At 63.1% G+C, this 15,523-nt stretch carries 8 protein-coding genes; 3 read left to right on the plus strand and 5 right to left on the minus strand.

Annotation, left to right across the window (positions count from 1 at the left end):
• Positions 1 to 33 precede the first annotated feature (33 nt).
• Positions 34 to 1,152, minus strand: coding sequence for a substrate-binding domain-containing protein (locus tag B5520_RS00630; RefSeq protein WP_079595137.1), 1,119 nt, complete (start codon positions 1,150 to 1,152; stop codon positions 34 to 36).
• Positions 1,153 to 1,317: 165 nt separating this feature from the next.
• Between B5520_RS00630 and B5520_RS00635 the strand changes: the two genes are divergently transcribed.
• The 3 genes from B5520_RS00635 to B5520_RS00645 all read left to right on the plus strand — a co-directional run bounded on the left by B5520_RS00635 (position 1,318) and on the right by B5520_RS00645 (position 5,541).
• Positions 1,318 to 2,316, plus strand: a complete 999-nt coding sequence (locus tag B5520_RS00635) for a LacI family DNA-binding transcriptional regulator (protein WP_079595843.1) — start codon at positions 1,318 to 1,320, stop codon at positions 2,314 to 2,316.
• Positions 2,317 to 2,366: 50 nt separating this feature from the next.
• Positions 2,367 to 2,660: a putative quinol monooxygenase gene (locus B5520_RS00640; protein ID WP_079595138.1), complete on the plus strand. Its 294-nt coding sequence runs from the start codon at positions 2,367 to 2,369 to the stop codon at positions 2,658 to 2,660.
• A 259-nt stretch (positions 2,661 to 2,919) separates the two neighbouring features.
• The gene (locus B5520_RS00645) at positions 2,920 to 5,541 is read left to right on the plus strand and encodes a GH32 C-terminal domain-containing protein (protein WP_254865429.1); all 2,622 of its coding nucleotides are present in this window, start codon (positions 2,920 to 2,922) and stop codon (positions 5,539 to 5,541) included.
• Between the two features lie 143 nt (positions 5,542 to 5,684).
• Here B5520_RS00645 and metH read toward each other — a convergent pair whose 3' ends face one another.
• The 4 genes from metH to B5520_RS00665 form a co-directional block, all read right to left on the minus strand.
• The gene (gene metH, locus B5520_RS00650; protein WP_079595140.1) at positions 5,685 to 9,338 is read right to left on the minus strand and encodes a methionine synthase; all 3,654 of its coding nucleotides are present in this window, start codon (positions 9,336 to 9,338) and stop codon (positions 5,685 to 5,687) included.
• Positions 9,339 to 9,774: 436 nt separating this feature from the next.
• The gene (locus B5520_RS00655) at positions 9,775 to 11,334 is read right to left on the minus strand and encodes a TIR domain-containing protein (RefSeq protein ID WP_254865430.1); all 1,560 of its coding nucleotides are present in this window, start codon (positions 11,332 to 11,334) and stop codon (positions 9,775 to 9,777) included.
• 216 nt (positions 11,335 to 11,550) lie between these two features.
• Positions 11,551 to 13,590: an ABC transporter ATP-binding protein gene (locus B5520_RS00660; protein ID WP_079595141.1), complete on the minus strand. Its 2,040-nt coding sequence runs from the start codon at positions 13,588 to 13,590 to the stop codon at positions 11,551 to 11,553.
• Positions 13,587 to 15,332: an ABC transporter ATP-binding protein gene (locus tag B5520_RS00665; protein ID WP_079595142.1), complete on the minus strand. Its 1,746-nt coding sequence runs from the start codon at positions 15,330 to 15,332 to the stop codon at positions 13,587 to 13,589. Before B5520_RS00665 ends, B5520_RS00660 begins: the two co-directional genes overlap by 4 nt.
• Positions 15,333 to 15,523: the final 191 nt, after the last annotated feature.

Below are 15,523 nucleotides of genomic sequence, written 5' to 3' on the forward strand. Positions count from 1 at the left end.
GCGGAGCACGGCCTCCCCGGACGGATAGCGGGGTTACTTACCCCAGCAGATCTCGGAAGCTTCGGTGGTGGTGATGCTCTTGATGCCGTCGGCCGGCTTGTCAGTGACGAGCTCGACGCCGGTGTTGTAGAAGTCCAGGCCTTCGGAGTTCGCGGGCTTGTTCCCGGTCTTGGCCAGGTCCACGATCGCCTTGACGCCGAGTTCGGCCATCTTCACGGGGTACTGCTGTGCCGTGGCACCGATAACGCCGGACTTGACGTTGTTCACGCCGGTGCAGCCGCCGTCGATCGAAACGACAAGCACGTCTTTGTCCTTGCCGGCCGACTTCAAGGCCTCGAATGCTCCCGCCGCCGCAGGTTCGTTGATGGTGTAGATGACGTTGATGTCGGGATTGCTCGACAGGAGGGTTTCCATGGCCGTCCGGCCGCCGTCTTCGGCACCCTGGGAGGCCTGGTTGCCGACGATTTCGTATTCCCCGCCCTTGCCGCCGGTGTACTTTCCGGTCTTGGCCTCATCACCGTTCTTCTTGGGATCGGCAGTGTCGATGCCGAGACCGGTCAGGAAGCCCTGGTCGCGGTTGTAGTCCACGGAGACGACCTTGTCATCGAAGAGATCGACGAGGGCGATGGTGGCCTTCTTGCCGTCCAGCTGTGCTGCCGTCCACTTGCCGATCAGCTCGCCGGCGGCGAAGTTGTCGGTGGCGAACGTGATGTCTGCGGCGTCGGCGGGGTCCGGCGGGGTGTCCAATGCGATAACGAACAGGCCGGCGTCCCGGGCTTTCTGCAGCGCGTCCACCACAGAGGGGCCGTTGGGCGTGATGAGGATGCCCTTGTCACCCTTGGAGATGGCGTTTTCGATTGCCTGGATCTGCGTATCTTCGTCGCCGTCAGCCTTGCCGGCGGCCAGTTTGAGGTCTACACCGTCAGCCTCTGCGGCTTTCTTCGCTCCGTCCTGCATTGAAACAAAGAACGGGTTCGTCGTGGTCTTGACGATCAGGGAGACGCCGACTTTTTCGCCTGACGTGCCTTCGCTGGCACCCGGCGCGGTGGAACTTCCTCCGCAAGCCGACAGGCTAAGCGTTCCTAAGGTCAGGGCCGCTCCTGCCGCAAAGATGCGGGTGGCGGTTGCAAGGTGGGACTTGGAACTCAACATTGAATCTCCTGGTGTTTGAGGCCTGCATGGCCTCGACAACGATGTCATAGACGAGGTAATCAGGATCACACGCTAGAGTCAATAGCAAAAGAACGAGAAGGAGCGACTTTCTTGACAACGATGTCCGATCGTTACCAGCCACCTCTGTCCCCAACCCGGCCCACGATGCGTCACGTGGCAGCACTCGCTGGTGTCGGAATCAAAACCGTTTCACGGGTGATCAACGACGAGGCCGGAGTATCCGAGGCCACCCGGCAAAAGGTGCTCGATGCCATCGCGCAGCTCAACTACCAGCTGGACGTCACAGCCGGCAGCCTCCGCCGGGCAGGTAGAAGGACCCTCTCGGTTGGCCTCCTGCTGCCCAGCGTCTCCAACCCATTCAGCGGCGAGATACACCGTGCCATGGAGGATGCCCTTGGCGCCCGGGGAATAGCCGTTTTCGCCGCCAGCCTCGACGACGACCCTAAACGGGAGCAGGCAATCATCGCAGCTTTCCTGGGCAGGCGGGTGGACGGCCTTGTCCTGACACCGATCGCCAAAAACCAGGCATATATGATCCCGGAGCACTCTAGAAACCTGCCAATGGTCTTTATTGACCGGGAGCCGGTAGGGGTTGAGGCTGATGCTGTGGTCACTGACAACGCAGTGGGTGCTGGCAAAGCGGCCGCACATCTGCTGGCGCACGGACACACCAAATTGGCCTACCTGGGCGACCGCACAGACATCCAAACCGCGCGGGAGCGCCGGCGGGGCTTCCTCGAGGAGATCGGCAACGCAGGCCTTCCCACCTCCGCACTACCGGTCATCGACAATCTCCATGATGAGGAAGCAGCGAGGCGGGCAGCCCTTGAACTGTTGACTTCCGAGGATCCTCCGACCGCAATCTTCTCCAGCCAGAACCTCGTCACCTTCGGAACGATGCGCGCACTGAAGGAACTGGACGTCCACAAGCGTGTGGCACTTGTTGGGTTTGACGACTTCACACTTGCCGACATGATGGACCCCGGGGTTACTGTCATCGCTCAACACCCGGAGCGGATCGGCGTCAAGTCGGCCGAACGGCTTCTGGCCAGGATCGATGGCGACGATCAACCTCCGCAGACGTACATTGTCCCCTCCGAGCTCATCCAAAGAGGCTCCGGCGAAATCCGCCCGTCGGCGTAACCCTCAAAGAAAAACTGCACCTCTGCAAAAACGAACTGAAGAGAGAGATCATGACTAAAACCTTGTATGCCGAGTTCACCGTCAAAGCCGGCAGTGAGGCCCGCGTTGCCGAAATGATGGCCGAACTGACGCAGCACGTCCGCAACGAACCAGGCAACGAACTGTTTCTCCCCTACACCCGCGAAGAGAATCCCCGCGAATACTTCGTCTTCGAGGTCTACCGGGATGAAGCCGCGTTCCAGGAACACATCACCGCCGACTACGGAGCCAGGTTCAACGAGGAACTGGCCCGTCACATCGAAGGTGACGCCTCGGAGCTGACCTGGCTCAAACCGGTCGTATAGCCAAGCTAAAACAGCGACAGTAGAGTGGGCGCCCCAGGGGTTTTACCTCTAGGGCAGCCCATTCGTACACACCTCAGCCCCCGTCCTCCGGACGCGGGGCCAGTCGTCGTCCCCGCGCCCGGCACCGAAATCAGACTCAAGAAAAACGGCCACCAAAGGACCGTTGACTTGTCCGCTGGACATCTTTTAGAGTCCATCGCATTGGCTGACAACGTTGTCTACCGGCTAGACACGCGCAATGAAGGGCGACACAAGCAACATGAAACAATCCACAATGCGGAGCACGCGCAGCGTCTCTGCACTGACACTGGCCAGCCTCTCGCTCGCCGCAGCACTGGCCGGCGCGATGCCCGCGGCCGCCGCCGAACTCGGGGATGAGCAGCACCGGCCGGCCATCCACTACACGCCGGAAAAGAACTGGATGAACGACCCCAACGGGCTCGTCTTCCACAAGGGCGTTTACCACCTGTACTACCAGCACAACCCCTCCGGGAACACGTGGGGGAACATGTCCTGGGGCCACGCCACGTCCAAGGACCTCGTCCATTGGGAAGAGCAGCCGCTGGCCATCTCCACCGATGCCCAGGAAGATGTCTTCTCCGGCAGCGTCGTCGTGGACAAAAACAACACGTCCGGGCTGGGCACCGCGGAAAACCCGCCCCTGATCGCGATCTACACCAGTGCCTACAAGGAGCCGTCCCCGCACCGCGGCCTGCAGGCCCAGTCCCTGGCCTACAGCCTGGACGACGGCCAGACATGGACCAAGTACGACGGCAATCCTGTCCTGAACCGGAACTCAGCCAACTTCCGCGACCCGAAGGTCTTCTGGTACGACAACCCGGCCGGCGGAGGCTACTGGGTCATGACCGCGGTGGAATCGCAGGAGCACAAGGTTGTCCTCTACAAGTCGGACAACCTCAAGGATTGGACGGCACTGAGCGACTTCGGGCCCGCCAACGCCACCGGCGGGCAGTGGGAATGCCCCGACCTGTTCCCCTTGGCTGTTGACGGTGACCCGAACAACGTCAAATGGGTCATGATCGTCAGCATCAACCCCGGCGGCGTCGCTGGGGGCTCTGCCGTCCAGTACTTCGTGGGCAACTTCGACGGCACCACGTTCACCTCAGAAACCACCGAACCGGCCACTGCCCCACCGGCCGGAACAGTCCTGGCCGGATTCAACGACGGAACCTACAACGGCTGGACGGTGAACAACGAACCGGGCAACTGGAAGAATGGTCCCTTCGGTGAGGCCCCAGCGCCCGGTTCCCTGCCCGGTCAGAGCCCAGTGACCGGATTCGGCGGCAGCGGCCTGATCAACTCCTTTAATGATGGGGACTGGCCCCTCGGTTCCATGCAGTCACCCACATTCACCGTGACCGACGACTACTTGAACTTCCTCGTGGGCGGAGGCAAACACCCCCACGTCTCGGACAAGCTGGACAATAACCCGCCCGAAGGAGAGCTCAAGTTTGAAGGCTTCGAGGTTCCCGACGGAACTACGCTGGCCAATGCCGGCTGGACCGGCACCGGAGACCTGACCCCCAATTTCCAGCCAGCCACCAGCGGCGGGGACTACTACATTGGCGCCAAACGGATCAACACATTCGAATCCGGTACGGTACCCGGTGATGACCGCCAAGGTACCCTGACCTCCCCCGAGTTCCCCATCATCAAAGATTTCATGAGCATGTTGGTCGGAGGCGGCAACCGCTCCGCCGACTCCGGACAGACCCTCGCAGTCGAACTGCTCATTAATGGCAATGTGGTCCGCTCCCTGGCCGGCGACAACGGCGGGTTGCTGAACTGGAAAGGCTGGGACGTCTCCGAATTCGCGGGGCAAAACGCCCAGCTGCGTATCGTTGACCAAGCCACCGGCGGGTGGGGACACCTGACCCTTGACCACGTCATGCTCACTGACACTGCCGCTGTTCCCAGGTCCGATGAAGAAACGGTGAACCTGGTAGTCAACGGACAGGTGGTCCGTACGACCACCGGCAACGACAGTGAATCCTTGGACTGGACATCATGGGATGTCAAGGAATTCGTTGGCCAGCAGGCACACATCAAGGTCGTCGATAACAACAGGTTCGGCTGGGGGCACATCCTCGCGGATGAATTTACAGCAAGCCCCACGCCAGCTGCCTCTCGGCTGGAGTCCTATGACTGGCTGGATTACGGACGGGACTACTACGCCACCGTATCCTTCGCCAACATGCCCGACGACAAGCGGGTAATGCTGGGCTGGATGAGCAACTGGGACTACGCCAACAACACCCCAACCAACCCCTGGCGCAGCGCCATGGCCCTCCCCCGTGAAGTGAAACTCACGCAAACCCCTGACGGTCCGCGCCTCACCCAAAGCGCCGTAAAGCAAGTGGAAAACCTGGGAGGGAAAGTCAGCTATAACGACAAGAAGGGCGGCCCGATTTCAGCAGGAACGCACCCGCTGCCGGCACAGTCGGCAGGCCAGGTCCAGCAGGTGGACATTACCTTCGCCCCCGGCACCGCAACAAAATCCGGCATCACAGTCCTCGGCGACGGACAGTCGTCCACCGTCATTGGCTACGATGCCACGACCGGCAAGATGTTTGTTGACCGCACAAAATCCGGCAACACCACATTCCACCCGGCCTTCGCTTCCATCGAGGACGCCCCCGTCACGCTGGACAAGAACGGGAACGTCACCATGCGTATCTACCTCGACCGCTCCTCCGTGGAGGTGTTCGCCCAGAACGGCCTGAAGACCATCACCGACCAGGTATTCCCCAACCCGGGCGCCGACAAGATGGCCCTCTTCGCCGAAGGCGGTACCGCCCAGCTCAAATCACTCACCGTGACACCGCTGGAAAAGGCAATGTTCCTCCCCGAAAAGAAATAACACGCCCCACGCTAGGACCAGCTCACCTGCGAGCTGGAGCTGAAGGGACTGGGTTCGGTAATACACCGGGCCCAGTCCCTTCAGCTCTTCACGTGTAACAGACCCTCCTGACAGTGTCTGTTCCAGCAGGCGGAAGTACCACCTCACACCTTGAAGTACTTCGCCTCCGGGTGGTGGAACACGAACGCGTCGGTGGACTGCTCGGGATGCAGCATCAGCTCATCGCTCAAAACAACGCCCATCCGCTCGGGCTTCAGCAGCTCCGTCACCTTGCGGCGGTCCTCCATGTCCGGGCACGCGGGGTAGCCGAGCGAGAACCGGGCACCGCGGTAGTCGAGCTTGAAATATCCTGCCGTGTCCTTCGGCTCCTCCGCCGCGAAGCCCAGCTCCTTGCGGATCCGAGCATGCCAGAACTCCGCCAGCGCCTCGGTGAGCTGCATGACCAGGCCGTTGAGCTCGTAGTAGTCGCGGTATTGGTTTGCGGCGAACATCTTGGACGTGAACTCCTCGATCTTCGAGCCGGCGGTGACCAGCTGGACCGGCAGCACGTCAATCTGCCCCGACTCACGCGACTTCACGAAGTCGGCCAGGCACAGGTGCCGGTCGCGGCGCTGGCGCGGGAAGTCGAAGCGCAGCCGGTCGGTGCCGATCGGACCACCTGAACCACCATCAGGGGCGAGCAGGCCCGCGGTGCCGAGGACGCCGTCGTGATCCTCCCCGTGGTGCAGCACCACCACCTGTTCCCCCTCGGAGACCACCGGGAAGTAGCCGTAGGCGACGGACGCGTCAAGCATTCCCTCGGCGAGGATCCGGTCCAGCCAGTAGCGCAGGCGCGGCCGGCCCTCGCGTTCCACCAGTTCCTCATAGGAGGCGCCGTCCTCACCGCGGCCGGGCTTGAGCCCCCACTGCCCCATGAACGTGGCGCGTTCGTCGAGCAAGGCCGCGTAATCGTGGAGTGCCACGCCGCGGACAATGCGTGTGCCCCAGAACGGCGGCGCAGGCACGGGGTTGTCGGAGGCAACGTCGGACCGGCCCGGCATTGCCTCCGGCTCGGTCACCGTAAACTTCGCGCCGCCCTTGTGGATGCGCTTCTTCAGCGGCGGCAGGCCGACGTCGTCCGGTGACTCGCCGCGGGCGACGCGCACGAGCGGTTCCATGAGGGCAAGGCCCTCGAAGGCGTCCTTGGCGTACCGGACCACGCCGTCAAACTGCTCCGCCAGGTCCTGCTCCACGTAGGCGCGGGTCAGGGCAGCGCCGCCGAGGATGATGGGCCACTTCTTCGCCAGGCCGCGGGACTGCAGCTCGGCAAGGTTCTCCTTCATCACCACGGTTGACTTCACCAGCAGCCCGGACATGCCGATCACGTCGGCGTTGTGCTCCTCCGCCGCGGCCATGATCTCGGCGATGCCCTGCTTGATGCCGATATTGATGACGTTGTAGCCGTTGTTGGTGAGGATGATGTCCACCAGGTTCTTGCCGATGTCGTGCACGTCGCCGCGCACCGTGGCGATCACCATGGTGCCCTTGCCCGAGGAATCGGATTTCTCCATGTGCGGCTCGAGCAGCGCGACGGCGTTCTTCATCACCTCGGCGGACTGCAGCACGAACGGCAGCTGCATTTCGCCGGCGCCGAAGCGCTCGCCCACCACCTTCATGCCCTCAAGCAGGTGGTCGTTGATGATGCCGAGCGGGGTCAGGCCCTCGCTGCGTGCCAGGTCGAGGTCCTCCTCGAGGCCCTTGCCTTCGCCGTCGATGATGCGCCGTTCCAGGCGCTGGCCGGTGGGCAGCGCCGCGAGTTCGGCGGCGCGCTGGTCCTTGAGCGCTGCGGTGTCGACGCCGGCGAACATGTCCAGCATGACGGCCAGCGGGTCATAGGTGGTGTTGCCGTCGGCGTCGTATTCGCGGCGGTCCCAGACGAGGTCCAGCGCCACCTTGCGCTGCTCTTCCGGCAGGGAGGCGAGCGGCACGATCTTGGCGGCGTCAATGATGCCGCTGGTCAGACCCGCCTGCGCGGCCTCGTGCAGGAACACCGAGTTCAGGACGACGCGCGCTGCCGGGTTCAGTCCGAAGGACACGTTGGAGACGCCGAGCGTGGTGTTGATGCCGGGGTACTTCGCGGTGATCTGGCGGATGGCCTCGATGGTTTCGATGCCGTCCCGGCGGGTTTCTTCCTGGCCGGTGGCGATGGGGAAGGTCAGGGCGTCGACGATGATGTCCTCGACGCGCATCCCCCATTCGCCCACCAGGGCATCGACGAGGCGGGAGGCGATGGCCACCTTGCCTTCGGTGGTTCGGGCCTGGCCCTGTTCGTCGATGGTCAGGGCGATCACGGCGGTGCCGTGTTCCTTCACGAGCGGCATGATGCGCGCGAAGCGGCTGTTGGGGCCGTCGCCGTCCTCGTAGTTGACGGAGTTGACCACCGGGCGGCCGCCAATGAGTTCGAGCCCTGCCTGCAGCACGGGCGGTTCAGTGGAGTCGATGACGAGCGGGAGGGTGGAGGCCGACGCGAAACGCGAGACGATCTCCTTGATGTCCGCGACGCCGTCGCGCCCCACGTAGTCGATGCAGACGTCCAGCAGGTGCGCGCCGACGCGGACCTGCTCGCGGGCGATGTCCACGCAGTCGTCCCAGCGCTCTTCGAGCATCGCCTGGCGGAACGCCTTCGACCCGTTGGCGTTGGTGCGCTCACCGATGGCGAGGTAGGCGGAATCCTGGTCGAACGGCACGTGGTGGTAGAGGGACGCGATGCCGGCTTCACGCTCGGTGGGGGTGCGGGCGGCGCCGTTGCTGGCTTTCGTCTCCGTGGTGACCGGGGCTGCGGTGCGGAAGGGCGCAAGGCGTTCGACGACGGCGGCCATGTGCTCCGGCGTCGTACCGCAGCAGCCGCCCACCAGGCCCAGGCCGAATTCGCGCACGAACTGCTCGTGGGCGGTGGCGAGTTCGGTGGGTGAGAGTGGGTAGTGCGCGCCGTTGGGGCCGAGGACCGGCAGGCCGGCGTTGGGCATGCAGGCGATGGCCACGGAGGACTGCTTGGAGAGGTGGCGGAGGTGCTCGCTCATCTCGTCCGGGCCGGTGGCGCAGTTCAGGCCGATGGCGTCGACGCCGAGCGGCTCCAGTGCGGTGAGTGCAGCGCCGATTTCGGAGCCCATGAGCATGGTTCCGGTGGTTTCGACCGTTACCTCGACGAAGATGGGGAGCCGGATGCCGCGTGTCACGATGGCCTGCTTGCAGCCGTTGACGGCGGCTTTGGTCTGCAGGAGATCCTGGCTGGTTTCGATGAGGAAGGCGTCCGCTCCCCCGTCGATGAGGCCCTCGGCCTGCAGGGCGAAGGTCTGTTTGAGGTAGTCGTACGTGGTGTGGCCAAGGCTGGGGAGCTTGGTGCCCGGGCCCATGGAGCCGAGGACCCAGCGCATCCGGCCGTCTGTTTTTTCTGCCGCTTCTGCGCGTTCCCGGGCGATCTCGGCGCCCTTGCGGGCGAGCTCTTCGATGCGGTCGTCGATGCCGTAGTCGGAGAGGTTGGACCAGTTGGCCCCGAAGGTGTTGGTCTCGACCGCGTCGATGCCTGTGGCGAAGTAGGCATCGTGGATGTCGGCGAGGACATCCGGGCGGGTGTCATTGAGGATCTCATTGCAGCCTTCGAGGCCCTGGAAGTCTTCCTCGAGAGACAGGTCCCGGCCCTGCAGCATGGTGCCCATCGCGCCGTCAGCAATGACGACGCGGTGATTCACTGCGTCCAGCAGCTCCTGCGATCGGACAGGGCGGGGCACGGACTCAATATCAAGCGCAAAACGAGGCATCTAAACAGGTTACGGTCGACACGCCGAAACATTGCTTCGTATGTCCGTGTACTACGACGGAGGCGGCGGGTTAGTGAGGTGGGTGAGCTGTCCGAGATCCTCACGGCACGAACAGAAGAATGCATCTGGCGCGTCGGTAAGCGTGTGTCTGGTCAATTTCCCGGCAGTGCCGGCGTCCGTCCCTGATCTTCCACACACTCTTGCGTCCACCTCCGGCCGCTACCGAATCCGTCTTCACGGCATCATCAGCGAGTCACTCCTCACCGAACTCCTGCCCCGCGAGCGCGGACTAGGGGGCATTTCCTTGCGTTACCGCGGTCGGTAAATGCCTAACTAGCACAGGCCCTCTCCGAAGCCAGAAATTCTCATTAGGCCTGGAGAGGCGCCAGTACTGTCTAGTCAGCCTAGTCAGCGGACTACAAGGTCGGTGAAAAACTTAGACTGAGGCCGACACCTCGGACCGCAGCGGGGGCAGAGTCGCAAGTTTTTCCTGCAGCAGGTCTGCTACTTCTTCGATGCTTCTGTGGGCGAGGTCAATATGGCCAGTCGAAGCCGGTAGACCGATGATGGCTGGTCGCGTCGGTCCCACGATGAGGGGGAGGAGATAGTCCCCTGTGCGCTTGTGGGCGGCGTTCTTCCCAATTTCGAATTCAAAAGCAGGCCAGTCGCTTTCGGGATAATCATCCGAAAGACACACCACCATGAACTGAGCGTCTTCACTGTAGACGCGTCCGAGTTCGACGCGCAGATCCTTGCCCCAGAGGATCGCCTGCGAGTCAAAGTCGTAAAACACCTCCATGCCTCGTTCCTTCAAGGTGTCAACGAGCTTCTTCACCGTGGCGCGGTCACTTCCGGCGAATGAGACGGCCACGTCGTACTCATAACCAAGACGCCGGATGTTAACCTGCGAACGAACCCTCGAAAAATCAAGGTGGTCGAGGTAAAACCTGAAGACGGGGTCGTCAATAGTGAGCGTGCCGTTTTCGAAGATGAGAATGTCCGAGAGCTCATGTTCTCGAATGACTTCGGGCAGTGCTTTCATCGCGCGATAGAAGCTGTTCCTGAGACCATCCTTAGCGCTAGCTTCAGCACTTCCGACAACGTTGTGATACAACTCGTCCTGCGAAATCTGTTGCTTGCCGCTGCGTGCTACAAAGTGAACAATTTCGTAGTAGGTGTCATAAACCGAGCGGGCTTGACGTCGCCCACGAGCCAGACTGACGATCTTCGTAAGATAACGGCCATCATACTGTTTGACCACCGCGTTCCTGATGAGTGGTAGCTCGACTCGGACATCAACCAGCGTTTCGCCTGTCCAAAACACATCCGCTTCGACACAGGCGATTCGACATATGGCTTGAAAAATGGACGGCGAACCTTGTGCCGCCGCTACCGCGGTGCTCCTACTCTCGTCGTCCAGCCGAATATTCAAAGCTGCTTCGCCCTTCTTAAGCAGCTTCTCCATAAACTCGGTCGACTGAGACTCCAAGTGCCACGTGTCGTTGCGAATCGCCAGTTCGGGGTCAAGACCAAGAATTTCTTCGCTGGTTTTTGCAATCCCGATCATAAAAAATCGGATTCCAACCTCATGCCAAAGCTTGAGAAATTTGGCCAACTCCGTTCGTGCACCTAAGGAAAGATGATGAACATCGTCGATCATTACCAGGTCATAAAGTTTGAGCCAGGGCAAGATCTCTTCCGTAGTTGGTGCAACCCGGAACTCCTGTCCGAGTACTTCCAGGATGCTCGTACTTTCAGCGTAGTTACGGCCTGAAAAGGCGTGTACCTTATTCTCGTCTAGGTCAAGCGATTTCAAAGTGCTATTGGCAACCGTGGACTTGCCGCTGCCGGAAGGGCCAACTAGGGTGACGTGCTTGCCCCTAGTAAACAAGGAGCCTTTGAGTTGCTGAGCCTCGGCGGGAGGAACGTAGGTCAGAGCAGGCAAACCCGCTTCGTTGAATACTTCGTCGAGTTTGTGTTTCAAATCTTCCCCCAAGGAAATTTTTCTAATCATCCGTTTCGACACCCAGCTTCATCACCGGAGCGCATGTGGATTTACATTACAGGGCTTGGGGGAGGAACTCTGTGATCATCCGCAGCTCACCCTGCTTTGTACATCGCTCCACTGCCTAGCCCGCGCCTCCGGAACTTGGCCTGCCTCCAGGTGAAATCCCTGACTGTTTCACCCCTGTCCACGGCACCCAGAATGCCCCTAGAGGTCCTCCGCAACAGGAGCCGCGAACTGCGCCTCGTACAACCGCGCGTAAGCCCCGCCGGCAGCTAACAAGGAAGCGTGCGTCCCCTGCTCCACGATCTGGCCGGCCTCCATCACCAGGATGAGGTCGGCGTCGCGGATCGTGGACAGGCGGTGGGCGATCACAAAGGAAGTCCGGTCGGACCGCAGGGCACTCATGGCCTTCTGCACCAGCACCTCCGTCCGCGTATCCACTGAAGAAGTCGCCTCGTCCAGGATTAACACTGAAGGCCGCGCCAGGAACGCCCGGGCAATCGTCAGCAGCTGCTTCTCCCCTGCGGACACATTGGACCCCTCGTCCTCCAGCAGGGTGTCGTACCCGTCCGGCAGTGACCGCACGAACCGGTCCACATACGTCGCCCGGGCGGCCTCCAAAATTTCCGCTTCGGTAGCCCCGGGCCGCCCGTACGCGATGTTGTCCCGGATGGTCCCCGCGAACAGCCACGTGTCCTGCAGCACCATCCCCATCCGCGAGCGCAGCTCGCGCCGCGGCACCGAGGTGACGTCCACGCCGTCGAGCGTTATCCGCCCCGCATCGATCTCGTAGAACCGCATCATCAGGTTCACCAGCGTGGTCTTCCCCGCCCCGGTGGGCCCCACAATCGCCACCGTCTGCCCCGGCTCCGCCACCAGGGACAGCGAGGAGATCAGCGGTTGGTCCGGCGAGTACGAGAACGAGACATCCGAGAACACCAGCCGCCCCCGCCCAAACACCGGCCCAGCAGACGGCGCGGGCTCAACAGATTCCTCCTCCTCGTCCAGCAAAGAGAACACCCGCTCCGCCGACGCCACCCCGGACTGCAGCACATTCGCCATGGACCCCAGCTGCGCCAGCGGCATGGTGAACTGCCGCGAGTACTGGATGAACGCCTGCACATCGCCCAACTGCATCGCCCCGGACGCCACCTGCAGCCCGCCCACCACGGCGATCCCCACATACACCAGGTTCCCGATGAACGTCATGGCCGGCATGATCAGCCCGGAAATGAACTGGGCACCAAAACTGGCCTCATACAGCTCCGCGTTCTTCTGCCGGAACCGCTCCCCCACCTCCTGCTGCCGGCCGAACACCTTCACGAGCGCATGCCCGGTGTACGTCTCCTCGATCTGCCCGTTCAGCTCCCCCGTGTGCTTCCACTGCGCCACGAACAGCTTCTGCGAGCGCTTGGCGATCAGCGCCGTCAGCCCCAGCGTCAGCGGAATGGTCACCAGCGCGATCAGTGCCAGCGTGGGCGACAGGATCACCATCATCACCAGCACGCCCACCACGGTCAGCACCGACGTGACCGCCTGGCTGATGGTCTGCTGCAGGCTCTGCGAAATGTTGTCCACGTCGTTGGTGACCCGGCTGAGCAGCTCGCCGCGCTGGATCGAGTCGAAATACCGCAGCGGCAGCCGGTTGATCTTCGCCTCAATTCGCTCCCGCAGCCCGAACACCGTCCGCTGCACCACCCCGTTCAGCACATACGCCTGCACCCACATAAACGCCGACGACAGCACATACAGCACCAGCGCCCACGTCAGCACACTGCCCAGCGCGGCGAAGTCGATCCCCTGCCCCGGCACCAGGTCCATGGCACTGAGCATGTCGGCGCGCTGCCCCTCCCCGGACGCCCGCAGCTGCGCAATCACCTGCTCCTTGCTCACCCCCGCCTGCAGCTCCCGCGACACCACGCCGGCGAAGATCAGGTTGGTGCCCTCCCCCAGCAGCCGCGGCCCGATCACGGACAGCGCCACCCCGGCCACCGCCGTCGCGAACACCAGCAGCAGCCACGCCCGCTCCGGCCGCAGCGTCCCCATCAGCCGCTTGGCCGACGGCCAGAAGTTCATCGCCTTCTCCGCCGGGACGTTCATCCCCGCGAACGGCCCGCCCCGCCCCGGTCCGCCTGCCGGGCGGGGGATGCGTACGACGTCGGCGCTTGCCGTTTTGGCTCCGGGTGCGGTTCCGGAGCTGGTACCGGAAGACGCGGACGACGGCGGCCGGTGCGGCGCGCTCATACCGTCTCCTCCGCTGCCAGCTGGGAGGAGACGATCTCGCGGTACGTCTCCGACGTTTCCAGCAGCTCGCGGTGCGTTCCGCGCCCCACGATCCTGCCGTCGTCGAGCACTAAGATCTGGTCCGCATCCACGATGCTGGAGACGCGCTGGGCGATGATCACCAGCGTGGCGCCGGCGGTGCTGCGCTTGAGGGCCTGCCGGAGCCGGGCGTCGGTGCCGGTGTCCAGGGAGGAGAACGAGTCGTCGAAGATGTACAGCTCGGGCCGCTTCACCAGTGCCCGGGCGATGGCCAGCCGCTGCCGCTGCCCACCGGAAACGTTGGTGCCGCCCTGGCTGATGGGCGCGTCCAGCCCCTCCTCCGTGCGCTCCACGAAGTCGCGGGCCTGGGCGATCTCCAGCGCGGCCCACAGCTCGTCCTCGGTGGCGTCCGGCTTGCCGTAGAGCAGGTTGCTGCGGACGGTGCCGCTGAACAGGTAGGGCCGCTGCGGGACCAGGCCGATGTGCCCCCAGAGCAGGTCCGGGTGCAGCTCGCGGACGTCCACGCCGTTCATCCGGACCGAGCCTTCCGTGGCGTCGAAGAGCCTCGGCATGAGGTTCACCAGGGTGGTTTTGCCGGCGCCGGTGCTGCCGATGATCGCCGTCGTCTGCCCTGCTTTGGCGGTGAAGCTGATCCCGGTGAGGACCGGCTGGTCGGCACCTGGGTAGGCGAATCCGACGTCGCGCATTTCCAGCTCGCCGCGGCGGCCGTCCTTTCCCGCCGTCGTACTGACGGGATGAAGCGGCGGCCGGACGCTCGACTCGGTCCGCAGCACCTCCCCGATCCGGTCCCCGGACACCGCGGCGCGCGGGATCATCACGGCCATGAACGTGGCCATCATGACGGACATCAGGATCTGCAGCAGGTAGCTCAGGAACGCGATGAGCGTGCCCACCTGCATGGAGCCGTCCTGGATGCGGAACGACCCGAACCAGATCACGGCCACGGACGAGACGTTCAGGACCAGCATCACCATGGGGAACGCGAGCGCCATGAGCCGGCCGGCGCGCAGTGCGGTGTCCGTGACGTCCTCGTTGGCGCGGGCGAAACGTTCGGTCTCGATGTCCTCGCGGACGAAGGCGCGCACCACGCGGATGCCGGTGAGCTGCTCGCGGAGGACCCGATTCACGGTGTCGATCCGCTTCTGCATCTTGCGGAACAGCGGCACCATCCGGACGGTGATCAGGCCGACGGCGATCAGCAGCACCGGGACGGCGACGGCGATCAGCCAGGACAGCTGCGCATCCTGCCTGATGGCCATGATCACGCCGCCGATGCTGAGCATGGGCGCGGTGACCAGCATGGTGGCGGACATGAGCACCAGCTGCTGGACCTGCTGGACGTCGTTGGTGGACCGTGTGATGAGGCTGGGTGCGCCGAACTTGGTGACCTCCTGCTCGGAGAAGTCGCCCACCCTTGTGAAAATGGCGTCCCGGAGGTCACGGCCGACGCCCATCGCCGCCTTCGCCGCGAAGTACACCGCGATCACCGCGCACACGATCTGCAGCAGGGTGATCCCCAGCATCACGCCGCCCAAGCTGAGGATGTAGCCGACGTTCCCCTTGGCCACGCCCTCGTCGATGATGTCCGCGTTCAGGGTGGGCAGGTACAGGGACGCGATGGACTGCGCCAGTTGGAAGACCACGACGGCGGCGAGCAGCTGCCGGTGCGGCCGGACGTATTCAACAAGCAGCTTCCAGAGCATGGGCGGCTCCTGACACAGTGTCCACAAGGTGTGGTGCGAAGGTCAGTTTACGTCCGGCGGCTGAGGTGGGGACGTGCGTGTGGAGGAGAAGTTGGGCGGGTTCTCGGAGGGCGTATTCAGGTGCGTCATAAGCAAAAGCGCCTTCACCAAATCAGGACATGAATTGGCCGGGGTGCGCTAAGAGCACCCCG

Source organism: Arthrobacter sp. P2b (assembly GCF_900168295.1).
Classification (GTDB): domain Bacteria; phylum Actinomycetota; class Actinomycetes; order Actinomycetales; family Micrococcaceae; genus Arthrobacter.

Excerpts from the sequence above, each read along its gene's own strand:
- B5520_RS00630 (WP_079595137.1), bottom strand. The coding sequence starts at position 1,152 with ATGTTGAGTTCCAAGTCCCACCTTGCAACCGCCACCCGCATCTTTGCG.
- B5520_RS00635 (WP_079595843.1), top strand. The coding sequence starts at position 1,318 with ATGCGTCACGTGGCAGCACTCGCTGGTGTCGGAATCAAAACCGTTTCA.
- B5520_RS00640 (WP_079595138.1), top strand. The coding sequence starts at position 2,367 with ATGACTAAAACCTTGTATGCCGAGTTCACCGTCAAAGCCGGCAGTGAG.
- B5520_RS00645 (WP_254865429.1), top strand. The coding sequence starts at position 2,920 with ATGAAACAATCCACAATGCGGAGCACGCGCAGCGTCTCTGCACTGACA.
- metH (WP_079595140.1), bottom strand. The coding sequence starts at position 9,338 with ATGCCTCGTTTTGCGCTTGATATTGAGTCCGTGCCCCGCCCTGTCCGA.
- B5520_RS00660 (WP_079595141.1), bottom strand. The coding sequence starts at position 13,590 with ATGAGCGCGCCGCACCGGCCGCCGTCGTCCGCGTCTTCCGGTACCAGC.
- B5520_RS00665 (WP_079595142.1), bottom strand. The coding sequence starts at position 15,332 with ATGCTCTGGAAGCTGCTTGTTGAATACGTCCGGCCGCACCGGCAGCTG.